We start from the raw sequence: 22306 nt of genomic DNA, 5'->3' as shown, positions 1-22306 counted from the left end.
ATAGAGCTTGTCTTAAGCTCAAAATTCAATGCTAGCGAGAATTTTCATTCTCTGTTCAAACATTCACTCGTTGTTCAGTTTTCAAAGGACAATGTTCTCTTGTTTATCGTCACCTTGTTTAGCGGCGACTTTTATAATATATCACATTCGCCTGCTCAATTGCAAGTACTTTTTATTACCACTTCATCATCTGATGAAATCAAGCACTTAACCAACAGAGCCTCAAAAGCGACAAAGAGTAATATACCAAAACCGAACCTAAAATGCAACCTTATTTTGTTTCCTTATCCTGTAAATTCGTTTCCCGAAAACCCGCGAAGCGGACCTTGGCTCAAACCAATTCAGGTGCTTTGTGAGAACCCAGAGGTTTATAAAGTCTATATAGAAAAAACGTACCTTCCACAACGGGAAGATACGTTTCGTTGAAATATAAAGCTTAGTCGCCTTGACGCTCACGCATCAATGGGAATAACAGCACATCGCGAATAGAAGGAGCGTTGGTCAGCAGCATGACCAGACGGTCTATGCCGATGCCCAGTCCGCCTGTCGGCGGCATACCGTATTCCAGAGCACGAATAAAGTCATCGTCCATTTCATGTGCCTCATCGTTGCCTTGCTCGCGCTCCAACAGCTGAGCTTCAAACCGCTCCCGCTGATCAATAGGATCATTCAGCTCCGTAAAGGCATTGGCATGCTCGCGGGCAACAATAAACAATTCGAAACGGTCGGTAAACCGCGGGTCTTGTTCATTCTTTTTCGCTAATGGAGAAATAGCAACAGGATGCCCGTATACAAAAGTAGGCTGAATCAGCGTTTCTTCAACGAACGTTTCGAAGAACTGGTTCACGATGTGGCCGAATGTCATCATAGGCTCTACCGGCACTTTATGTTCTTTGGCCAATTGATGAGCTTCCTCATCGGTCATATGCTTGCTGAAATCGACACCTACGACTTCTTTAATAGCATCCACCATCGAAACACGTCTCCATTGCGGAGCCAGGTCGACTTCATGGCCTTGGTATTGAATTTTGGTCGTACCCAATACTTCCTGAGCAATATGGGCAATCATGTTTTCCGTCAATTTCATGATGTCCTGATAATCGGCATAAGCTTCATACAGCTCGATCATCGTAAATTCAGGGTTATGACGGGTGGAAATCCCCTCGTTACGGTATACGCGGCCGATCTCATATACCTTCTCCATGCCGCCGACAATCAGGCGTTTCAAATGAAGCTCAATGGCGATACGCATATACAACTGCATGTCCAGCGCATTATGATGCGTAATAAACGGACGTGCGGACGCTCCCCCTGCAATAGCATGAAGCGTTGGCGTCTCTACTTCCAAGTACCCGCGGGAATCCAGGTAGCGGCGCATCGATTGAATAATTTTGGAGCGTGTAATGAACGTTTGCTGCACTTCCTGATTCATGATCAGGTCCACGTAACGCTGGCGGTAACGAAGCTCAACGTCTTTCAGCCCGTGATATTTTTCAGGGAGCGGCAGGAGCGATTTGGAGAGCACTTCTACCTCCAGCGCTTTTACGGACAGCTCGCCTGTCTTTGTTTTGAACATGCTTCCTTTAACACCGACGATATCCCCGATATCAAGCATATCAAAGGCTTTGTATTTCACCGTTCCGACCGCATCTTCACGGACATAAATTTGAATTTTGCCGGTAATGTCCTGGATATGGGCAAAACTCGCCTTGCCCATGCCGCGCTTTTGCATAATGCGTCCGGCAATGCTGACCTCAATCTCCTGTGCTTCCAAGTCCTCTTTGGAAACTTCATCATATGCTTTAAGCAGATCGGCCGCATGATGGGTAAGGTCAAATTTTTGCCCAAACGGGTCAATGCCAAGCGAGCGAAGCTCGTCCAATTTGTTTCTTCTGATCTGAAGCAATTCGTTTATTTCTTGTTCTACAGTCATGCTAGTTCCCAGCTCCTTATGATTTGCTGTCTATACGTTAAAAAAGCTTCCAAAGGAAGCTTTCTATCGACGGCTTTTACAATAACTACCGCATAAAACCCATCTTATTTCTTAATATCGATGATTTCGTACTGAATCACGCCCGCAGGTACGTTAACGTCAACCAAAGAGCCTTTCGATTTGCCAAGAATAGCTTTACCTACCGGGCTTTCGTTGGAGATTTTATTTTGGAACGGATCCGATTCCGCTGTACCTACAATGTTGTATTCCACGATATCGCCGAATTCCAGGTCCTTCAGGGTGACGATAGAGCCAACACTGACGGTGTCTGTGTCGACATCATCATTATTAATAATCCGAGCATTCCGGAGCATCTTCTCCAGCGTCAAAATTCTGCCTTCGATAAACGCTTGCTCGTTCTTAGCATCTTCATATTCGGAGTTCTCGCTGATATCACCGTAGCCGATTGCTACTTTGATCCGTTCGGCAACCTCGCGGCGCTTGACGGATTTGAGGTGCTCTAACTCTTCCTCAAGTTTTTTCAAACCTTCCTGAGTCAGGATGACTTCTTTTTCACTCATTGCAACAATCTCCTGTCATGTGAAAGATTTTCATATTTCGAGCTGATTCCTTCGACTATGAATTCACTTATAAATAATATATTAACGATCGAGATCCTGATGCCTGATCCGCTTGTAATGACTATTGACTGATTATATTGCAACCCCATTCAAATGTCAATCTGAACCAAATGCTGCAAAAAGCCCAATTATTGTACCGCTGCGGATGTCTCCGAGGCTGCATCACTATGGGATTCCTGACCCAATGACGCCACGAATTCTTCCAGCACACGGGCCATTTCATCCCGCTTCGTTTGCTCCATAATTACGTCCTTGACACGAGCAGCTCCCGGCAGTCCCTTCAAATACCACGCCAGATGCTTCCGCATTTCTTTCACGGCTACATGCTCCCCTTTGAGCGCAACCAAACGGTCCATATGAAGAAGAGCAATACGCATTTTCTCTTGCCCTGATGGCTCAGGAAGCAATTCGCCGTTCGTTAAGTATTGTATGGTCCGGTACAGCATCCACGGATTCCCGAGTGCAGCCCGACCGATCATTACCCCATCGACACCTGTCTGATCCAGCATTCGCTTGGCGTCTTCCGGTGTGCAAACATCGCCGTTGCCAATGACAGGAATCGACACGGATTCTTTAACTTCCTTAATAATGTCCCAATTAGCGTGTCCCGTATACATTTGTACGCGAGTGCGTCCATGTACGGATACAGCTGCGCCTCCGCCATTCTCTACGGCCTTGGCGTTCTCTACGGCATAAATATGCTCATCATCCCAACCGATACGCATCTTCACCGTTACCGGCTTCTTTACCGATTTGACCACGGTTGATATCATTTGCTCGATCTTGGGGGGATCCAGAAGCCAACGTGCCCCCGCATCGCATTTGGTGATTTTGGGAACCGGGCACCCCATGTTAATATCAATAATATCCGCATTGGTATGCTGATCTACATATTTGGCCGCTTCGACAAGAGATTCCGTGTCCCCGCCGAAAATTTGCAAGCTGAGCGGCTTCTCCCGGTCATCCACATAAAGCATCTCCATAGTACGGTGATTGCCATGCAAAATAGCTTTATCGCTCACCATTTCCGCACAAACAAGCCCGCAGCCGAATTCCTTGGCAATCAGTCTGAAAGCAGGGTTACATACACCCGCCATCGGAGCCAATACCACCTGGTTCGGCGCTTCTACATTTCCTATCTTCAACATGTTAATTCCCTCCTTCCGCATTCGTTCCTACTTCGCAGCAGGCAGCAATTCATCCGGGTCGATGCCCAGGACTTCAGATATTTTTCGGATGATCTTGGGATCAGGCTTCCGCGTCCCTCGTTCGATGGCACCAAGCACGGCGATGGACACTTCGAGCTGATCCGCCAATTCATTTTGGGTGAACCCCTTAAGCTTACGAAAAGCGCGGATGCGCTGTGCTATTGCATTTTTTTCCATAAAGCAACGCCTTCCTTTCCCTCCAGCTTTTCTAGGTGAGCCGCCCATTCGGCAGCCTGCTGCTCACGCCGCGCTTGCATGACCTCGACCAACGGCACAAGGACAAAGGCTCGTTCCAGCATTCTTGGATGGGGAAGGATAAGCGTCGGATCGTCCTGGCGTAAATCATCGTACAGCAGCATATCCAAATCGATCGTTCTCGGTCCCCAACGGAGCTCCCGCGTACGCCCGAGGCTTTGTTCAATATGCTGCATAACGCCTAGCAGCTCTTTCGCCTCCAGGGACGTCCTGATTTCAATGACCATGTTAAGAAAAGCCGCCTGGTCTACGTAGCCTACAGGCTCCGTTTCGTAAATACCGGAACAGCCGCTAACCTCTATCGTTTCGTGTTCTGCCAGCAGGCGAATCGCCTTAAGCAGCAAACGTTCTCTGTCCCCCATATTGGAGCCAAGCGCAATGTATACGCAATGTGAAGGCTGTGAGCCCATGAACTTATGCCCGCTTTCTATGAATTTCAACTGTAACGCCATCGAACACCATTGCAACCGGCGGATGCGGCTTCCTGACGCGTACAGTAATTGCATTTATACTAGTATAAGTTTGTAGAAGCTCAGATGCAACCTGCTCGGCTAAAGCTTCAATCAGCTTGAAAATTCGCTTCTCCACGATGTTCTTAATGAGCTCATATGCTTCCGCGTAGTTGATGGTGTCCTCGAGATGATCCGTAGCTCCCGGTTTGTCCAAGGACATATGCATTTCTACATCGACGTGATACCGCTGACCCAGCTTATTTTCCTCGGGAAACACGCCGTGATACCCATAAAATTGCATGCCGCTCAATATGATTTTATCCATCATTTACCTCATTTCTCATCGCTCTTGATTGGAAGACGGTGCTTGATAATAGTGTCTGCCATGACAGCGACGCGCTTCATGGATTTGACATCATGAACCCGCATAATTCGACAGCCTTGTGCAATCCCCATGGCTACCGTAGCCGCAGTTCCTTCCACTACGTCGTTCGCAGGAAGCTGCAAAGCGGTGCGGATCATCGTTTTGCGGGAGGTTCCAAGCAGGACGGGATAGCCTATTGCGGCAATTTGATGAAGCTCGTTCATCAGCTGCAAATTTTGCTCGTAGGATTTGGCAAACCCGATTCCCGGGTCCAAAATAATCTGATGGTCTTTCACGCCTGCATCGTGGGCTATCCCGACGCTTTCCAGCAAATCCCCGATCACATCGGGAATGAAATTATCATACTCCGCCTTCACGCGATTATGCATAATCACGATGGGACACCCGTATTCGGCGGCAAGCTTCGCCATATGGAGGTCCTTCTTCAGTCCCCAAATATCGTTCAATAGATGGGCCCCCGCCTCCAGCGCTTGTCTTGCCACCTCTGTCTTGTAGGTATCCACCGACAGGGGCACCTGAATGCCGGCTTCCTTCAAAGCCCGGATGGCAGGAATAACCCGCTCCAGCTCTTGCTCTAATGTAACAAACGCCGCGCCCGGGCGGGTCGACTCTCCTCCAATATCAATAATCCCGGCTCCGTCGGCCACCATCTGTTTAGCATGGTCGACAGCGGTGGAAAGATCGGTAAACTTCCCCCCATCCGAGAAAGAATCCGGAGTAACATTCAAAATTCCCATAATGACTGTTTCGTGATATACATCCAAAGCTATTCCGCGGCAGTCTATGTAAGGCTGCTGCTCATTGACTGATTTCGACATGAGCGTTCACCGTCATTTCCGTATTATTGTGTGTTGCCCGTACAGCTCTACGAGCCTCCTCGTCACCGGACCGGACGTACCGCTACCTACCATGCGGGAATGGCCCTCCGGATCATACAGTGTCGTCGCCGGAACGATCTCCTGAATGGAATTCGTAATAAAAGCTTCATCCGCCAGCTGTAAATCTCCCCATCGGTACCAGCCTTCTTCCACTGCTATACCGAGCTGTTTGGCCAGATCCATAACAAAAGCTCTCGTTATGCCCGGCAATATTCCCGTATCAAGCGTTGGAGTATGCAGCTGACCGTCTTTGACGAAAAACAGATTGCTTACGATCCCTTCGGCAAGAAAGCCCTGCTTGTCGGTCTGCAAGCCTTCGGCTCCGCCTGCCCATAGGTACCGCTTCATTTCACGCTTGGCTAATATATTATTCATATAATGAAGGGATTTGAATCTTACGCTTCCTTCTGGCGTGTTTCGAGGCAAGGTTAGCAGCTGCAGCGGCTTCCCCTCTCGATACAGCTTCTCGTCCCGAGCCGGCAATCCTTTGACGTACACAATCAAATTGGGTTTGCAGTATTCCCCGGCGGGAAGCCCCAAAATATCTTCCCCCGCCGTTACCGTAAAGCGGAAGTAGGCATCCTCTAACCCGTTCGCTTTAAGGAGCGATTCGATAATTCCCTCCCACTCTCCGGTCCCCGGCTGATAATCCATGCCCAGCTGTTCGCAGCCTGCAATCAACCGATCCTGGTGTTCCTTGAGCAAGAAAGGCTGCCCGTTATACGTACGGAGCGTTTCAAAGAGTCCTATGCCGTAAAGAAAACCGTGATCGTATACTGAGACCACGGCCTGTTCTTCCGCTATTAAGCTTCCGTTGACATAGATGTTCACGCCTGCTTCACTGCCGTTTCATTCAAAAAGTTGCGCAGAAGACGCAATCCGTGATCGGTAATGATAGATTCGGGATGGAATTGTACGCCTTCAATAGGATATTCCTTATGGCGGAGCCCCATAATCTCGCCTTCCTCCGTCTCTGCACTGATTTCCAGGCAATCGGGCAGCGTCTCTCTCTTGACGATCAGGGAATGGTATCGGGTGGCCGTGAAAGGTGATGGGATATCCTTGAAAAGGGTTTTCCCGTCATGCAGGATCGGGGAGGTCTTGCCATGCATGAGCCGCTCGGCCCGAACGACCTCACCGCCAAATACTTGGCCGATCGATTGATGTCCGAGACATACGCCAAGAATCGGAATTTTCCCTTTAAAATGCTCGATCAGCGACAGGCTGATTCCCGCTTCGTTCGGAGTGCACGGCCCCGGAGATATCAGAATATGGTCCGGCTTCAGAGCCTCGATACCGGCCAAGTCGATTTCGTCATTGCGGCGAACCTCTACCTGTTGACCGAGCTCGCCCAAGTATTGCACCAAATTATAAGTAAACGAATCGTAATTATCAATGACTAGGATCACAGCTTTATACCCCCCGCGCTTCCATTTTTTTCATTCCATTCGCTATATTGAATTGCTTTCCACATCGCTTTAGCCTTGTTGATGGATTCGGTATATTCCTTCTCTGGGACGGAGTCTATCACAATGCCGGCTCCGGCTTGCACGTAGCCTATCCCTTCCGCCATGACCAAAGTCCGTATAATAATATTAAATTCCATATCGCCATTGTAGTCAATCCATCCGATAGACCCTGTATACGGGCCTCTGCGTACAGGTTCAAGCTCTTCGATTATTTCCATCGTGCGAACCTTGGGAGCCCCTGTAATCGTTCCGCCGGGGAATGCCGCCGCAATGACATCGTAAGCTTCTTTGCCCGGCGCCAGCTTCCCTTCTACCTGCGAGACGATATGCATGACGTGGGAATAATATTCGATGACCATGAAGTCTTTGACCTTTACCGTACCGTAGGTAGATATTTTCCCCAGATCATTGCGCTCCAAATCGACCAGCATAATGTGCTCCGCACGTTCCTTCTCATGATGGATCAATTCATCCGCCAGGCGCCGGTCTTCCTCGGCATCCTTCCCTCTCGGCCGGGTTCCGGCGATAGGCCGGGTCCTCACGGTATCCTCTTCAAGCTGAACCAGCAGCTCCGGCGATCCCGATACAATGTGAAAGTCCCCGAACCGCAGCAGTCCCATGTAAGGAGACGGATTAACGACCCTCAGCCATTCATAGATTGCCTCAGGCGAAGCATGCAGCCGTTTATGCTGTCTGACAGACAAATTGACCTGAAACACATCTCCAGCCCCGATATAGCGCTGAATCTGTTGAACCGCCTGAATGTAGGCTTCTCTTGGGAAATCCGCCTGAATGCCTTCAATGGAGTCGACGTCGATATGAAGCAGGTCTTGATGTATACGTTCCATCATGCCTTCACGGAGGGCCCTATACTTCTCCGTTCGATTCGCGGCTGCAACGAGATCCCATTGGCGCTTCATCTGGTCTGCGTCCGCTTCCGCTTCACGGTAAAGCTCGGCCAAGGCGTCAGCCTCTTCCGTGCTCATCTTGTGAACGGCACAATACAGCACTTGCTCCTCATGGTCGATAATCCAAATCCGGTCGAATCTGGCAAAAGCATAATCCGGCACCGGCAGGTCGTCCGAGGCTGTCTCCGGGAGCCTCTCGATAGAACGGGCGACATCATAGCCCCAATAGCCGACGCAGCCTCCCAGAAATTTGGGCAGCCCTTGACCGCGAACAGCAGGTGAGCGATATTCAGCCATCCATTGCTTTACCGCTTCAAGAGGCGCTCCTTCTCCCTCGGTCACGGTGCCGTCTTCATGATGAACGACGGTTCGCATTCCTTTGCCACGGATGGCAGATACAGGCTTTAACCCTAGAAAGGTATACCTTCCTCCCTTTCCGCTCTCCAGTACAAAGGAACCCGGCGACGCTTGCTCCCAGGCCGTTTCCCAAGAAATCAACCGATCTTCCTCCAAGGGGTAACGCCGTACGTAGGGAAGCATCGTATAGCGGCCCGCCCATTGCCGCCATTGTTCGTAGGTTATCATCGTAACGGACGCCCCTCCTTGCTTCTCATTCATAAGTTTTGGACTAAGTATACTTGATATTGCAAACGAAAAAAAGCCCCTCTCGACAGGAAGGGCCTTTGCTTTTTCGTTATTAGTCTTCGAATTGATACAATGGCGTACTGAGATATCTTTCACCGTTACTTGGAAGGATAGCGACAACCCGTTTGCCCGGACCCAATTCTTTGGCAACTTTTAATGCTGCAAAGATAGCCGCACCGGAAGAAATACCGCCAAGGATCCCTTCTTCTTTGGCCACACGGCGGGAGGTCTCGAATGCGTCGTCATTCTCGACAGGAATGACCTCATCGTACACCGAAGTGTTCAGGATATCAGGAACGAAGCCTGCACCGATTCCCTGGATTTTATGAGGACCTGGTTTACCGCCGGACAATACCGGAGATGCACTTGGTTCAACTGCATAAATTTTAATGTTAGGGAAATTCTCTTTCAACACGCTTCCCGCACCCGTAATGGTACCGCCGGTTCCGATACCGGCCACGAATGCATCCAGCTTACCGTCGTGGGATTGGATGGCTTCCACGATTTCCGGACCTGTTGTTTCACGGTGGATTTTCACGTTCGCTTGGTTTTTAAATTGCTGCGGCATGAAATAAGTCGGATTCTCGGCCAGCAGCTCTTCCGCGCGCTTGATAGCGCCTTTCATGCCTTCCGCTCCAGGAGTCAGTACCAATTGAGCACCGTATGCACGAAGCAGGTTGCGGCGCTCTATACTCATCGTTTCAGGCATCACCAGAATGGCTTTGTAACCCTTAGCTGCAGCTACCATGGCCAGGCCGATTCCCGTATTACCGCTTGTCGGCTCAATGATGGTATCACCCGGCTTCAGCTTGCCCTCTTGCTCGGCTACTTCCACCATGCTGATGGCGATACGGTCCTTTACGCTCGCACCCGGATTTTGATACTCCAGCTTAACATACACTTCTGCGCTGCCTTCCGGCACAACGCGATTCAGTTTGACTAACGGGGTTCCACCGATTAATTGTGTTATGTTCTGAACTAGTTTTGCCATCCTGACGTTCCTCCTAAAATAGATATGATGTATAATATCCGAGTAAATTGGTAGGTATTATAATAATATCTTATCAACCGGAGCTTAGGTTGTCAATATCATTTTGTGGATGTGTTTACCAGCAAGGATTTGCCCCAGCTACATCATAACCTGTACTTTATATTTTTCCCGCAGCTTTTTTATCGCGTCCTTAAGCGGTGGCGCTGCACGAAGAGCGAGCTCTTTGCGTACACTTTCCATGATCGTCTCTTTGCTCTCCTTAGGCTGCTCCTTCCGATCCTTCAATTTGATAATATAAAGCTGCCCGTTCAAGTCGATCGGTTTGCTTACCTCGCCTGGCTTAAGCTGTTTAGCCGCTTTCATAATGGCCGGGGCGATAAAAGGGTCGTCTTCCTCCACCCATCCCAGATCCCCGCCGTTATCGCGGGTCGCATCATCCAAGCTCCGGTCTTTGGCAATCTGGGCAAATTCAATCCCCTTGTTTACGTCAGCCGCTACTTTGGCCGCCTGATCCTTGCTGCTTACGACGATCTGCTGCAAACGAAGCTGGGCCGCTGCTTTAAATTCTTCGGGATGGGACTGGATATAGGCATTGACCTGTTCATCCGAAACAATAATATCCTTCGTAATGATCTTCTCCTGAAGCAGCTTGTCGTAAATATCGGCTTTAAGAGCCTCTGGCGTCAGTCCCAGCTGGACCTTCATCGATTCATAGAACTGTCCTTCATTATCATAGCCTTGCTGCATGCGTTTTAGTTCCTTCTGGATTTCGCTTTCCTCCACAAACAAGCCCAATGCCTTGCCTTCCATGCGAATGACTTCATGATCCACCATTTGATTCAACAATTCCCGGCCATGCTTTTGCAGCAGCTGTTGTTCCAATTCCATGCTGGTAATGGTCTTATCTCCGATAGTTGCGATGACTTTTACTGACGGGTTCTGCTTCGTCTGATCCGGGCTCATGTCGACATGTCGTTGGTTGATTAGATCGGCAGACAATACGGAGGAAAGGATGACAACGGCAATGAACAAAACCGCTACGACTCCCCACAGTATCTTAATGTTTCGCATTCCTAATCCCCTCGTATGGTCACTATTGCTTTATTGGTATTCCAATAGGTTGTCTCAACCTTTATATCGTCCGGTTAAAGCTGATTGATGATAGATTTTAAATCCTCTTCGTCAAAGGTGTAGTGTTCGTTACAGAAATGACAGACGACCTCGGATTTCCCGTCCTCTTCCAGGATCTGCTCCAGTTCGTCACGTCCTAATGAGATCAAGGTTTGCTCCACGCGTTCCCGAGAGCATTGGCAGCGGAAATATACGTCCATTTCCTCCAACACCTCAACATCAGGAACAATACGCTGCAAAATCTGCTCCAGATCCAGCCCTTGTTCAAGTAGGGCGGATACAGGCTCAACTTTCGAAAGCAGCTGCTCGATGATCGAGATTTCATCCTCCTTCAATCCGGGCAGAAGCTGGATCACAAAGCCTCCTGCAGAAGTAACGGCATAATCTACGCCTACCAGCACCCCTAAACCAACCGCCGAAGGCGTTTGCTCCGATGTGGCAAAGTAGTACGTAAAATCTTCGGCAAGCTCTCCGGAGATCAAAGGAACGCTCCCGCTATATGGCTTTTTCAGCCCCAGGTCTTTCACAACACTAATGTAGCCCTCGGTGCCGACCACACCTGCTACATCAAGTTTACCTACCGTGTTAAGGGGGAGATCCGCCTGTGGGTTGGCTACATAGCCGCGTACTTCTCCCTTGGCATTGGCGTCCACTACGATCTGACCGATGGGGCCCCCGCCTTTAATCATGATGGTGAGCTTCTCCTCACCCTTCAGCATAGCCCCCATCATCAGGCCTGCCGACATCGTTCTTCCCAGCGCCGCCGTTGTGGTTGGAGTCATTTGGTGGCGTTTGCTAATCTCATCTACTATTCCGGTAGAGCATACAGCAAAGGCTCTTACCTTGCCGCCCATCGCCGTTGCTCGAATTAAATAATCACGCATTGAGGTTCCCTTTCTATGCTGGTTGGTTTGATTAGGATGCGTTCATCCAATTCCTATTGGTTACGCCGATAGATCATCTGCAGCCCCTGAAGCGTCAGAAGCGGATTCACCTTCTCTATAGTACGGGACTCGCTCGCTATAAGCTCGGCCATTTCTCCTGTAGCGATAACCTTCGCCTGGGCGTTATGCTCCTCGCGAATACGTCCCACAATTCCGTCCACCTGCCCGGCAAAGCCGTAAATGATACCTGCCTGCATCGAAGCGACGGTGTTGCGTCCGACGACCGATTTGGGCTTCACAAGTTCAATCCGCGGCAGCTTTGCCGCACGCTGATACAGGGCTTCGGTGGAAATGCCGACACCCGGTGCGACTGCTCCCCCAATATACTGGCCGGATGCATCAATATAATCAAAGGTTGTTGCCGTACCAAAATCAACAACGATGCATGGCGCGCCGTAAAGTTCGATAGCAGCGACTGCGTTCGCGATCCGGTCCGCTCCGACTTCGCGCGGATTCTCGTAACGAACGTTAAGTCCTGTCTTGATACCCGGTCCGACGATAAGCGGGGTTTTCTTTAAATATTTTGAACATAACTGTTCGAGAACAAACATGAGCGGCGGAACGACGGAGGAAATAATAATGCCCTCGATCTGATCCAGCTCAAGCCCCGAATGCTGAAACAAATTGTAAATCATCATTCCGTATTCGTCGGTCGTGCTGGAGCGGTTAGTGCTTAATCGCCAATGATGCAGCAGCTGGTCCCCTTCATAAAGGCCTAATACGATGTTCGTATTCCCTACATCCACCGCCAGTATCATGATGCTCCCCCTTTCCGCTCATTCAAATCCAGGCTGATATCCAAGGCTTGCACCGAATAGGTTAATCGACCGACGGAAATGACGTCTACCCCCGTAGAAGCAATGGCATGTATAGTGTCTAGGTTTACAGATCCTGATGCCTCTACAAGAATATGCGGAGCCTGGGATTTCATGCGTACAACCGCTTCACGCATTTGGTCCGTTTTCATGTTGTCCAGCATAATGATATCCGGCTTCGCGCTCAAAGCCTCCTCCAGCTGCTCCATGCTTTCGACTTCCACTTCGATCTTCATCGTATGCGGAATCTGGGAACGTGCGGCCTGAACCGCTTCCTTAATCCCGCCTGCGCCTTTAATATGATTATCTTTAATCATGACCGCATCGTACAAGCCAAATCTGTGGTTATGACCGCCGCCGATACGCACCGCATATTTCTCGAGCAGACGGTGACCGGGCGTCGTCTTCCTCGTATCCACAAGTCGGACCGGCAATCCTTGCAGGGCGTCTACGTATTGTCTCGTCCGAGTCGCAATGCCTGACATGCGCTGCATCAGATTCAATGCCAGCCGCTCGCCCAGCAGAATGCTGCGGGTGCTTCCTGTCACCTCGGCCAATACAGTTCCGTAGCTGACAGCTTGTCCCTCTTGCACCTTGGACTCAAAACGAAGCTGTTCGTCGACAAGGGAGAATACGGCTTCAGCAATCGGCAGGCCTGCGATAACCCCGTTATCCTTAAGATGAATAATCCCTTTGGATTGCTGACCGGGAGGAATGGTCGACATGGTCGTTACGTCGCCCATACCGATATCCTCTTCCAGCCACATTTTCAAGCTTTTCTTCACTAAATCCATTTGCAGCTCATACATCGTCAATACGTCCCTCCGTAATGCCGTGCTCGCGATGGAACACCGTATGCTTTCTCCAGTGGAGGTCATCTTTTTCAGGGAAATCCTCCCGATAGTGTCCCCCTCGGCTTTCCTCTCTAATCAAAGCGGCCTGCGTCGTAAGAAGCGCACAGGTAAGAAGATTGGCGAATTCATAATCCTCGCGCTTCGACAAGCAGGTATCATAGATCGAAATCTGCCTTTTTAGCTCCTCGTAGCCCTTCTCCAGCCCTGCCGCATTTCTTTTGAGACCTACATAGCGCAGCATGACCTTTTGCAGCTTAAGCCTTCTTTCCACAATCGGCTGCTTGGCATGCTCTGTCCGATTGGACTCGGACGAAATGGACGGAACGGATCCGACAGGGGAAAGCTGATGAATTCTTTCTATGATTCTGCGCCCGAACACAATTGCCTCCGACAAGGAATTGCTCGCCAGCCGGTTGGCCCCGTGAACTCCTGTAGAGGAAACCTCACCGCAAGCAAACAGCCTTGCAACCTCGGTTTCGCCGTACAGATCGGTTTTGACCCCGCCCATCATATAGTGAGCGGCAGGAGCGACCGGAATCCAGTCGGAGGACAAGTCCAGGCCGTAATTCAAGCAAAACTCATAAATCGTCGGGAACCGGTGCTTCACCGTTTCTTCCGACTCATGGGTAAAATCAATATAAACGAAGGTCGACTTCGTCTGCTCCATTTCGTTGACAATCGCTCGCGCTACAATGTCCCTGGGGGCCAGCTCCAGCTGAGGATCGTACTTCTCCATAAAGCGTTCGCCGTTAATGTTTCTTAATATAGCCCCTTCGCCGCGTACCGCTTCAGAAACCAAGAACCTTGGAGCGCCCGGGTAGCATAACGCTGTCGGATGGAATTGAACAAATTCCATATCCTGAATGAGAGCCCCGGCACGATACGCGATAGCGATTCCGTCGGCAGTCGCAATATCCGGGTTCGTTGTATAGCGGAACAACTGCCCGGCTCCTCCAGTACACAGGATGGTTGCGTTAGCACGTACAAATACTTTTTGCCCGTCCGGCTTTTGAACCAATGCTCCATAGCATTCCCCGTCTTGCGTAATCAGATCAATAACAAAATGATCATCCCACAGCTCGATATTCGGATGCTGCTTCGTCTTTTCCGATAAGGCGCGGACGATTTCCGCACCCGTTGCGTCTCCATGAGCGTGCAAAATCCGGCGTTGGCTGTGCGCCCCTTCCTTGGTCAGGGCAAACACTCCATCCTCCAGATCGAACTGCGTCCCCATCTGAATCAGGTCTTGAACTCCGGCAGGGCCTTCATGCACCAAGACGTTGACCGCGGCTGAGGAGCACAACCCGGCCCCGGCGTTCAGCGTATCCTGGTGGTGGTATTCGGGGGAGTCCTCGTCGGAAATTACGGCGGCGATTCCCCCCTGAGCATAGCGTGTATTGCTGTCCAACAGCGACTTTTTGGTGACCATCAGCACTTTAAAATGCTGACTGGCTTTAATAGCGGTAAAAAGCCCGGCGATACCCGCACCGATAACGATGACATCTGTATGTACTTGAGGCAGCTCGTCCAGTTGAAAGTCGACTAAATAACGTGGAATCATGATACGCTCTCCTTCTTTAATGCCCAAAAATGGTTAAAAGCTTCAAAGGAAATAGAGCTTATGCATACTGACACAAACAAGAGAGTAGCGCATGCTACTTCACTTGTAGCATGCGCTCCAGGGACGCCTTGGCTTGTTCTGCGATGTGCGGCGGTACATAAATTTGCGGCTGCATCGTCTCCAAACATTTGGCAACCTTTTTTAAATTGTTGACTTTCATATTCGGACAAACCAAATATTTTGTTGCGAAATGGAACTTCTTATTCGGACTATCCAAGCGAAGCTGATATCCTGTACCGTCTTCCGTGCCAACAATAAATTCTTGGCAGTCAGATTCCTTACAGTACTTGATAATGGCTGTCGTACTGCCTACAAAATCACCCAGCTTCACCACTTCAGGGCGGCATTCCGGATGAACCACAAATTGGGCATTCGGATGGAGAGCTTTCATTTCCTCTACATCTTTGACGGTTAACATGTCATGAGTGTTGCAATATCCTTCCCAAATAATGACTTTTTTGTCCGTAAATTTGGAAACGTAATCACCCAGGTTTTTATCAGGCACCCAGATGATCTCATCGGAGTCGACGGAGTTAATGACTTTGATAGCATTAGCCGAGGTACAGCAAATATCGGTTTCGGATTTCACATCTGCCGAAGTGTTAATGTAAGCTACCACTTTGGCATTCGGATGCTGCTTCTTCAGTGCACGGAGTCCATCCACATTGACCATATCGGCCATCGGACAGCCCGCTCTCTCATCCGGTATCAGAACAGTTTTGTTCGGAGCCAGTATTTTTGCGCTTTCGCCCATAAAATGAACGCCGCAAAATACAATAACGTCAGCGTCGGTCGATGCCGCCTTTTGGGCCAGCAAAAAAGAATCGCCGCGAAAATCAGCAATTTCTTGAATTTCATCACGTTGGTAATAATGAGCAAGAATAATAGCGTTGCGTTCCTTCTTCAATTGAGCAATTCGTTCCTTAAGCTCCCTTTTCTGTTCTTCCTTGCGCTCCAGAGCTAATGCTTCCATCGTCGCATTACCATCCTTTCCGTCCCTATGCCCCTTTTTATTTAACAACTAAGTCGTGAAAATGTTCACATATTGTTTGAAGATTTACAACTAATTTACACAACATCCCCGGTGGTGTCAATGCTCAAATAACAACAAAATACCCGAATTCATTCAGCAGATGACGGTGTTGTTCCGTGCTTTGGTCTCTAGTGTCCAGTTTCTATGTTAAGGCTAAATAAAGACAGTGAAAATGGGTGCATTGTCTCGCTGATGTACTTCCATAAAGTTGAGACCTTAAGCTTCGCTTCAGCAACCCCCCGTTTCGTAAACAAGTTGTTTATCTGTTAACGGGAAAGTGGTGTCTAGACAGCTACGGCGCAAAAAAACCGAAAGGCATTCGCCTTCCGGTTCTGTGTCTCTTTATTTGTTCTCTTTATCTTCCTCATCGGAAGTACCTTTGTCGAAGTCCAGCTTGTTGGCATCTGCCGTTTGCTGTTGACCGACAATGTTCACCTTCACTTCAGAGCCGGCATCATCCAGCCTGCCGTTCTCGATGAGCTGCTTGATTTGTTCTTTCTCGAGGGTTTCCTTCTCGAGCAAGGTTTCGGCAATCAGGCGAACCTGATCCGCGTACTTCTCAAGCGTTTCTTTTGCTCTGGCATAGCAGCTGCGGATGATCGTCTGCATCTCTTGGTCGATTTCATAGGCAATCGCATCACTGTAGTTTTGCTCATGCCCGAAATCACGGCCCAGGAACACTTGCCCCTGAACATTACCAAACTGCATAGGACCCAGCTTATCGCTCATGCCGTATTCCATAATCATCTTGCGTACAATGCCGGTTGCCCGTTGGAAGTCGCTGTACGCGCCAGTACCGATCTCGCCGATAAACAGCTCCTCGGATACGCGTCCGCCCAGCAAACCGGTAACTTTATCAAGAAGCTCGTTCTTGGTATTCATCATCCGGTCTTCGCCTTCCTTAGGCAGCATCATGACATAGCCGCCTGCACGACCGCGAGGAATAATCGTAACCTTGTGGACCATATCGGCATTCTCCAAATGGTAGCCGATAATTGTGTGCCCGGCTTCGTGGAAAGCCACCATGCGCTTCTCGCGTTCGCTGATGACGCGAGCTTTCTTCTGCGTACCGACAATAACGCGGTCGAACGCTTCATCCAGCTCTTCCATAGAGATATCTTTCCGGTTGCGGCGGGCCGCGATCAATGCAGCCTCATTGAGCAGGTTCTCCAGGTCAGCGCCTGTAAAGCCTGTTGTGTATCTCGCCAGCACATCCAGTTTAACATCTTTATTCAAAGGCTTGTTGCGAGCATGTACCTTGAGTACCGCTTCACGGCCCTTGACATCCGGACGATCCACCGTAATTTGACGGTCAAAGCGTCCCGGACGAAGCAGCGCAGGGTCTAGAATATCCGGCCGGTTGGTAGCCGCGACGATAATAATCCCTTCATTCGCTCCGAATCCGTCCATCTCCACGAGGAGCTGGTTGAGAGTCTGCTCCCGCTCGTCATGACCGCCGCCCAAACCGGCGCCGCGCTGACGGCCTACAGCGTCAATCTCGTCTATAAATATAATACAAGGTGCATTTTTCTTAGCGTTTTCGAACAAATCGCGGACACGGGATGCACCCACACCGACGAACATTTCTACGAAATCGGAACCGCTTATGCTGAAGAACGGAACTCCTGCTTCACCGGCAACCGCTCGCGCCAGCAAAGTTTTACCCGTTCCCGGAGGACCATTCAACAGAACCCCTTTAGGAATTCTGGCTCCTACGGCAGCAAACTTGCGAGGATCCTTCAAAAATTCGACTACTTCCACAAGCTCTTGCTTTTCTTCGTCTGCCCCCGCTACATCCTCAAAGGTCACGCGCTTCTTCTCTTCATTATAAAGCCTCGCGCGGCTTTTTCCGAAATTCATCACCTTACCGCCGCCACCCTGCGCCTGATTCAACAGGAAGAAGAACAGGATGAAAATAATGACAAACGGAATAATGGAGGTAAGGAAACTGATCCAGACATTGTCCCCTTCCATTTTCTCGATGACGATGTTAGGCACGTCGCTCTTCTCGATCAAAGTAACGGTTTCTTGGTCGTAAGGCGCCCGGGTTTCGAAATTCTTCTTATCCGGCGACTCTGGAGTTTTATATTTACCGCGAACCAAGTATGTTTGTCCGTCATATCTCAAACTGACCGATTCCACATTTTTGCTGATTAAGGCCTGTCGGAGCTTATCGTAGCTGATTACGTCTTTCTGGTCATTCTGTGTGCTGATAAAGTGAACGATACCGACAGTGACCAAAAAAATGAGCAAATAAAAGCCTGTATTGCGAATAATTCGATTCATCCCCTACCTCCTCTCAAAAACGGCAACTTTGTATATTGTACCACAGCAAGTCTTGGCATCACAAGAAATGCTAATGGGAGTAAACCTCGGGCTTCAGTATGCCGACATACGGCAAATTGCGGTACTTCTCCGCGTAGTCCAAACCATATCCAACAACGAACGCGTCAGGAATAACGAACCCTTTATAGTCTGCGTCCAATTCCACAGTTCTACGCCCAGGCTTATCGAAAAGTGCGGCCACCGTAATGGAAAGAGCGTTGCGGCGCTCCAATACGTCGATCAAATAGCTCAAGGTCAATCCGCTATCAATAATGTCTTCGACAATAATAATGTGCCGTCCTTCTACAGGAACGTCGAGATCCTTAATAATTTTGACGACCCCGGACGATTTGGTCGATTGACCGTAGCTGGAAACCGCCATGAAATCAATTTCCAAGGGCACTGTAATCTGTTTAACCAAATCCGCCATAAAAATAAACGCACCCTTCAGTACACAAATGACTAGCGGATTGCGTCCTTCGAAATCGCGGCTTATTTGTTGGCCCATCTCCTTTACTTTGTCCTGAATCAGTTGCTCGCTGTAAAGTACTTCTTGAATGTCGTTTTGCAAGAGAGAACCTCCTACTTGGAATAAAATGATCTTGTAATGCTATCTTAACATAGTGGACAAAAAACCTTCCTCCATGCAAAGTTTCAAGTGAAGCCATGCTTTCGTATTCCCGGTTACCGGAGCCCACGAGGATCTTCTAATCCCCGGCAGCCATATAATGCGGTGCTCCGCATCCTCGATGACAGGTATTCTGGCTCTGAGACTCGGCGGAATCTTGGCGTCGATGAAAATATCTTTTACTTTTTTCGACCCGTTTAGTCCGAACAGGTTCATTCTGTCCCCGTCAGAGCGGCTGCGTACCGTCAGCGGAAATGCCAGCAAATCTGCATCGAACCACTCCGAGGCTCTGTCCCTGGTATTGCGCTCGTACTTCCCCGCCTCCTCCAACAAAGAGCATTCGATAACCGCTCCCGTTTCGGAAATGGTCAAGCTACCTTGAGGGGGCTGTAACGTGTACAGGTAGGGCTTAGGCGGTACCACATAAGTATGTAATTGGATACGGTCATATTCCCTTGTTAGCGTCAGATTATGTCCTATATCGATACGTTGGTTGGAAGGCTCTTCCTTGACGATTAGCTCCCTCATCTGCTCCAGCTTGGTAAAATCAAGGGAATCGGCCTCAAAAGAAAGATAATTTAATATTAGTTTAATCAATCGCCTTTGTAAAGCAACATGTACCCCGGCAAACCAATTTCTTGACCATTGTGCGAAATCGCTTTCTACGGCCACATTTTGTTCAAATATGGCGGATGCCTGCTGATCCAGAAAATCATCTTCTGCAGCCATTGTAACTGACAGCCGATTGAGCGCCTGCGGCAGCTGATCATTATATCTTTGCTGAAGCATCGGCAGCAGCTCTAAACGGATTTCGTTCCGAAGATACTTCGTGCTCAGATTGCTGCTATCCATAAAATAAGTAAGCTGATGATGATGGCAGTAGTCCAGCAGCTCTGATTTATATATACGGAGCAACGGGCGCACAAGTTCCACATTCCGTTCGGTCCGCCGAATGGGGATTCCTGCCAGGCCGGAGGGTCCCGTACCGCGGAGCAGCCGCATCAGCATGGTCTCCGCCTGATCATCCGCATGATGGGCGAGAGCAATCTTCCCCGCGCCGAACCTGGCGGCCGTTTCCTGCAGGAAACGGTACCTCAGCTCGCGGGCGGCCGCCTGCGCGTTCATCCCGCTATCCTGAATATACTGGGGAACGTTGATGACGGCAACTTCACACGGAAGGCCAAGCCTGTCGGAAAAGTCCTTGACGAACTCCGCTTCCCTTGCGGATTCCTCCACCCTGAATTGATGATTGACATGCGCTACCGTTAATCGCCACTCCCATCGTTCGGACAGCAAAAAAAGGACATGCAGCATGGCTATGGAATCAGGTCCCCCTGATACCGCAGCAACGATACTGTCCCCTCGGCAAAGCAGCTGTTCGTCTTTCAATTGCCTCTCAATCCTTGATACCAGATCCATCGCCATAAATCCTTTCATACGGCCGTTATGCTTCCTCACGACCAATACATATAAACCGTCAAGCCGAAGACCACGAGCGAAGCCGCGAAGCAAACCTTGAGCCAGGTTCCCCCTGTAGAACGCGGAGATTTGGCCGGTCTCGGGTAGCTCTGCCTCCGCCAATCCGCCAAAGCCTGCTTCGATGTCGAATATTTCCCGAGCAGCATCTTGCGCAGCACTGGGGCAGCCTGGCTTAAGGCTTTGTTCGATTGCAGCATGTCGAGCAGCATGTCCGCATTCCGGTTTTGCGGCAGCACCTGCTTGATTCCCGCAAGCCGGCGCTCGGCATCGGTGCTGCTGATCAGGAGCACCGCAAAGGCAAACAAATCGTATGCCTCATCCGCAGTGCGGCTTCCAGCTCCCCAGAATCCGCGGTCATACACCTCTGTAAACTGCTTGACGGCATTCCCCTTGGCGGTAACTCCGCCAAAATCGATCAAATCAACGTCACCGTATCCCGAGACGATAAGGTTCTCCATCTTGATATCGCCGAATATGTAATCTTCCTTATGCAGCTCTACCAATTTGCGCAGCAGGTTCAAGCCTATCAGATAAATCCAATCCCGGCCGTTATGCTTCATAAAATCGCCGATGGATGATCCCTTGAAATAAGGCATGACATAGAACGGAATATCCTGGCCGTCCCGTTGATAATCATCCACGTCGAGCAAATATTGCCGAAACGATGTATTCGACCGCGACAATGCCTTCAGCGCGTTGACCTCCGACTGGTGATCCACAGCGTCAAAGCCGGTCTTCATCGCGTAATGCAGTTTGCCCCGCCTGACCAGATATACCTTGCCGTTGGCCCCTGCGCCCAGCAGGCGCTCGATCCGGTATTGCCGCTTATTCCACTTGCCGATAACGACCGTTCCGGAAGCCGCGAACGGCTCAAACGACGTAGTCACTCAGAATCCCATCCTCGCCTTTATGCTTGCTCGCTGTTCCGGACGGCTCCTCGCGCCCGATGGTTTGATCCCGGTGCAGCCCTTCCCCGGCTCCTGTCATGAACTGGATGACCTTGAGAAGCGCAGGCCCGGTCGGGGTCGTACCCTTCATGTTTAATTTATAAAACAAACGGTTCAGATTTGCAAGGTCCCGCGTCCAGCCGAGGTCCATTTCGACCTCATCCTCGCCGGAAACCGATGCCGGAAAATGAAAGACGGCCATTTCGCTATCCCCTTTGCGCGCCTGAATGCTTAGCTGCAAATCATAGATCGCTTCTTTCACCGCCTGCAGCTTGGGCTTCATGCTGGCACTCGTATCGATGAGCAGCGCTACCTGCAAGGAAGACGATTCGGACAGCTCATCCATGACCTGCACGACCTGCGACCGCTTGTCCGGAGGAAGACTTTCAATCTTGGAGTCTCCCAAAATATGCTGAAGCTCTTTGCCAACCACCTGCTGAATGGTTTGCACGACCGTTTTACGCGTCATCATTTGAACCGTTTGCGAGAGCTCGGATGCGTTCACTATACGGCTGAGCCCGCCTCCCGCGCTGGCCGTCTCGTTGATTTCCTCTATGCCATGCTCCCCGATTTCACTAGAATCGATCAAACCGATAACATTGACGATAATCCCTTCCGCCTTGGCGTGTGCGGCGGCAATGACAGGACTGACGCCCACGTTGGAGCAGCCGTCCGTTATTAAAATAATTTGCTTCATAAATGCCTCTTCCTCCCTATAACGAATAGTATGATCTCTAGTTTTTCCATTTTGCGAGATTCCTAAA

23 protein-coding genes are annotated in these 22306 nt (G+C 49.9%); 1 reads left to right on the top strand and 22 read right to left on the bottom strand.

Going from position 1 to position 22306, the window contains the following annotated elements; all coding sequences use genetic code 11:
- On the top strand, nt 1–426 hold a 426-nt coding region (locus tag GGC63_RS34780), incomplete at its 5' end, for a hypothetical protein (protein WP_225948658.1).
- 10 nt (nt 427–436) lie between these two features.
- Here the strand turns inward: GGC63_RS34780 and lysS are convergent.
- The 22 genes from lysS to GGC63_RS32530 form a co-directional block, all read right to left on the bottom strand.
- Nucleotides 437–1933: a lysine--tRNA ligase gene (lysS, locus tag GGC63_RS32635; RefSeq protein WP_192705814.1), complete on the bottom strand. Its 1497-nt coding sequence runs from the start codon at nt 1931–1933 to the stop codon at nt 437–439.
- A gap of 104 nt (nt 1934–2037) precedes the next feature.
- Nucleotides 2038–2514 (bottom strand): transcription elongation factor GreA, encoded by a 477-nt coding sequence (greA, locus tag GGC63_RS32630; protein ID WP_079914949.1) that lies wholly within the window; start codon nt 2512–2514, stop codon nt 2038–2040.
- Between the two features lie 188 nt (nt 2515–2702).
- The gene (dusB, locus tag GGC63_RS32625) at nt 2703–3722 is read right to left on the bottom strand and encodes a tRNA dihydrouridine synthase DusB (protein ID WP_192705813.1); all 1020 of its coding nucleotides are present in this window, start codon (nt 3720–3722) and stop codon (nt 2703–2705) included.
- 27 nt (nt 3723–3749) lie between these two features.
- Complete coding sequence (locus GGC63_RS32620) at nt 3750–3959, bottom strand: helix-turn-helix domain-containing protein (protein ID WP_079914947.1); 210 nt, start codon at nt 3957–3959, stop codon at nt 3750–3752.
- Nucleotides 3941–4447 (bottom strand): 2-amino-4-hydroxy-6-hydroxymethyldihydropteridine diphosphokinase, encoded by a 507-nt coding sequence (gene folK / locus GGC63_RS32615; RefSeq protein WP_192705821.1) that lies wholly within the window; start codon nt 4445–4447, stop codon nt 3941–3943. Before folK ends, GGC63_RS32620 begins: the two co-directional genes overlap by 19 nt.
- 4 nt (nt 4448–4451) lie before the next feature.
- The gene (gene folB / locus GGC63_RS32610) at nt 4452–4814 is read right to left on the bottom strand and encodes a dihydroneopterin aldolase (RefSeq protein WP_192705820.1); all 363 of its coding nucleotides are present in this window, start codon (nt 4812–4814) and stop codon (nt 4452–4454) included.
- An 8-nt stretch (nt 4815–4822) separates the two neighbouring features.
- Entirely contained in the window at nt 4823–5692 is an 870-nt protein-coding gene (folP, locus tag GGC63_RS32605) for a dihydropteroate synthase (RefSeq protein WP_192705812.1), read from the bottom strand.
- Nucleotides 5693–5704: 12 nt separating this feature from the next.
- Nucleotides 5705–6583, bottom strand: a complete 879-nt coding sequence (gene pabC, locus GGC63_RS32600) for an aminodeoxychorismate lyase (protein ID WP_192705811.1) — start codon at nt 6581–6583, stop codon at nt 5705–5707.
- Entirely contained in the window at nt 6580–7161 is a 582-nt protein-coding gene (gene pabA / locus GGC63_RS32595) for an aminodeoxychorismate/anthranilate synthase component II (RefSeq protein WP_192705810.1), read from the bottom strand. Before pabA ends, pabC begins: the two co-directional genes overlap by 4 nt.
- Nucleotides 7158–8714, bottom strand: coding sequence for an anthranilate synthase component I family protein (locus tag GGC63_RS32590; protein WP_225948657.1), 1557 nt, complete (start codon nt 8712–8714; stop codon nt 7158–7160). The genes pabA and GGC63_RS32590 overlap by 4 nt, the downstream gene beginning before the upstream one ends.
- Nucleotides 8715–8826: 112 nt before the next feature.
- Nucleotides 8827–9765, bottom strand: a complete 939-nt coding sequence (gene cysK / locus GGC63_RS32585) for a cysteine synthase A (protein WP_079914940.1) — start codon at nt 9763–9765, stop codon at nt 8827–8829.
- Between the two features lie 138 nt (nt 9766–9903).
- Nucleotides 9904–10836 (bottom strand): peptidyl-prolyl cis-trans isomerase, encoded by a 933-nt coding sequence (locus GGC63_RS32580; protein ID WP_192705808.1) that lies wholly within the window; start codon nt 10834–10836, stop codon nt 9904–9906.
- A 74-nt stretch (nt 10837–10910) separates the two neighbouring features.
- Nucleotides 10911–11780 carry an Hsp33 family molecular chaperone HslO gene (gene hslO / locus GGC63_RS32575; RefSeq protein ID WP_192705807.1) on the bottom strand — a complete coding sequence of 290 codons (870 nt, stop codon included), beginning with the start codon at nt 11778–11780 and terminating at the stop codon, nt 10911–10913.
- 53 nt (nt 11781–11833) lie between these two features.
- Complete coding sequence (locus GGC63_RS32570; protein ID WP_192705806.1) at nt 11834–12598, bottom strand: type III pantothenate kinase; 765 nt, start codon at nt 12596–12598, stop codon at nt 11834–11836.
- A complete protein-coding gene (gene nadC / locus GGC63_RS32565) occupies nt 12595–13464 on the bottom strand; it encodes a carboxylating nicotinate-nucleotide diphosphorylase (RefSeq protein WP_192705819.1) in 870 nt (289 codons plus the stop codon). The genes GGC63_RS32570 and nadC overlap by 4 nt, the downstream gene beginning before the upstream one ends.
- Nucleotides 13457–15070, bottom strand: a complete 1614-nt coding sequence (nadB, locus tag GGC63_RS32560) for an L-aspartate oxidase (RefSeq protein WP_079914935.1) — start codon at nt 15068–15070, stop codon at nt 13457–13459. Before nadB ends, nadC begins: the two co-directional genes overlap by 8 nt.
- Nucleotides 15071–15164: 94 nt before the next feature.
- Nucleotides 15165–16103: a quinolinate synthase NadA gene (gene nadA / locus GGC63_RS32555; protein ID WP_079914934.1), complete on the bottom strand. Its 939-nt coding sequence runs from the start codon at nt 16101–16103 to the stop codon at nt 15165–15167.
- Nucleotides 16104–16505: 402 nt separating this feature from the next.
- On the bottom strand, nt 16506–18449 hold the full coding sequence (gene ftsH, locus GGC63_RS32550; protein WP_079914933.1) for an ATP-dependent zinc metalloprotease FtsH: 1944 nt from the start codon (nt 18447–18449) through the stop codon (nt 16506–16508).
- Nucleotides 18450–18519: 70 nt separating this feature from the next.
- Nucleotides 18520–19059 carry a hypoxanthine phosphoribosyltransferase gene (gene hpt / locus GGC63_RS32545; RefSeq protein ID WP_079914932.1) on the bottom strand — a complete coding sequence of 180 codons (540 nt, stop codon included), beginning with the start codon at nt 19057–19059 and terminating at the stop codon, nt 18520–18522.
- A gap of 39 nt (nt 19060–19098) precedes the next feature.
- The gene (gene tilS, locus GGC63_RS32540; RefSeq protein WP_225948663.1) at nt 19099–20535 is read right to left on the bottom strand and encodes a tRNA lysidine(34) synthetase TilS; all 1437 of its coding nucleotides are present in this window, start codon (nt 20533–20535) and stop codon (nt 19099–19101) included.
- A gap of 35 nt (nt 20536–20570) precedes the next feature.
- Nucleotides 20571–21482: a protein kinase domain-containing protein gene (locus GGC63_RS32535; protein WP_192705805.1), complete on the bottom strand. Its 912-nt coding sequence runs from the start codon at nt 21480–21482 to the stop codon at nt 20571–20573.
- A complete protein-coding gene (locus tag GGC63_RS32530; protein WP_192705804.1) occupies nt 21466–22239 on the bottom strand; it encodes a vWA domain-containing protein in 774 nt (257 codons plus the stop codon). The genes GGC63_RS32535 and GGC63_RS32530 overlap by 17 nt, the downstream gene beginning before the upstream one ends.
- Nucleotides 22240–22306 lie beyond the last annotated feature (67 nt).

Origin of the sequence: Paenibacillus sp. OAS669 (genome assembly GCF_014873645.1) — a bacterium.
Classification (GTDB): domain Bacteria; phylum Bacillota; class Bacilli; order Paenibacillales; family NBRC-103111; genus Paenibacillus_S; species Paenibacillus_S vulneris.
The sequence above is the reverse complement of the archived record's forward strand: the minus strand, read 5'-3'. Positions and strand labels throughout refer to the sequence as shown.

Coding starts and splice junctions, on each gene's coding strand:
- lysS (WP_192705814.1), bottom strand. CDS start 1,933: ATGACTGTAGAACAAGAAATAAACGAATTGCTTCAGATCAGAAGAAAC.
- folK (WP_192705821.1), bottom strand. CDS start 4,447: ATGGGCTCACAGCCTTCACATTGCGTATACATTGCGCTTGGCTCCAAT.
- folB (WP_192705820.1), bottom strand. CDS start 4,814: ATGGATAAAATCATATTGAGCGGCATGCAATTTTATGGGTATCACGGC.
- greA (WP_079914949.1), bottom strand. CDS start 2,514: ATGAGTGAAAAAGAAGTCATCCTGACTCAGGAAGGTTTGAAAAAACTT.
- nadB (WP_079914935.1), bottom strand. CDS start 15,070: ATGATTCCACGTTATTTAGTCGACTTTCAACTGGACGAGCTGCCTCAA.
- hslO (WP_192705807.1), bottom strand. CDS start 11,780: ATGCGTGATTATTTAATTCGAGCAACGGCGATGGGCGGCAAGGTAAGA.
- tilS (WP_225948663.1), bottom strand. CDS start 20,535: ATGGATCTGGTATCAAGGATTGAGAGGCAATTGAAAGACGAACAGCTG.
- nadC (WP_192705819.1), bottom strand. CDS start 13,464: ATGTATGAGCTGCAAATGGATTTAGTGAAGAAAAGCTTGAAAATGTGG.
- GGC63_RS32580 (WP_192705808.1), bottom strand. CDS start 10,836: ATGCGAAACATTAAGATACTGTGGGGAGTCGTAGCGGTTTTGTTCATT.
- cysK (WP_079914940.1), bottom strand. CDS start 9,765: ATGGCAAAACTAGTTCAGAACATAACACAATTAATCGGTGGAACCCCG.
- GGC63_RS32530 (WP_192705804.1), bottom strand. CDS start 22,239: ATGAAGCAAATTATTTTAATAACGGACGGCTGCTCCAACGTGGGCGTC.
- dusB (WP_192705813.1), bottom strand. CDS start 3,722: ATGTTGAAGATAGGAAATGTAGAAGCGCCGAACCAGGTGGTATTGGCT.
- GGC63_RS32590 (WP_225948657.1), bottom strand. CDS start 8,714: ATGATAACCTACGAACAATGGCGGCAATGGGCGGGCCGCTATACGATG.
- nadA (WP_079914934.1), bottom strand. CDS start 16,103: ATGGAAGCATTAGCTCTGGAGCGCAAGGAAGAACAGAAAAGGGAGCTT.
- ftsH (WP_079914933.1), bottom strand. CDS start 18,449: ATGAATCGAATTATTCGCAATACAGGCTTTTATTTGCTCATTTTTTTG.
- GGC63_RS32570 (WP_192705806.1), bottom strand. CDS start 12,598: ATGATACTGGCGGTGGATGTAGGGAATACGAACATCGTATTAGGCCTT.
- GGC63_RS32620 (WP_079914947.1), bottom strand. CDS start 3,959: ATGGAAAAAAATGCAATAGCACAGCGCATCCGCGCTTTTCGTAAGCTT.
- folP (WP_192705812.1), bottom strand. CDS start 5,692: ATGTCGAAATCAGTCAATGAGCAGCAGCCTTACATAGACTGCCGCGGA.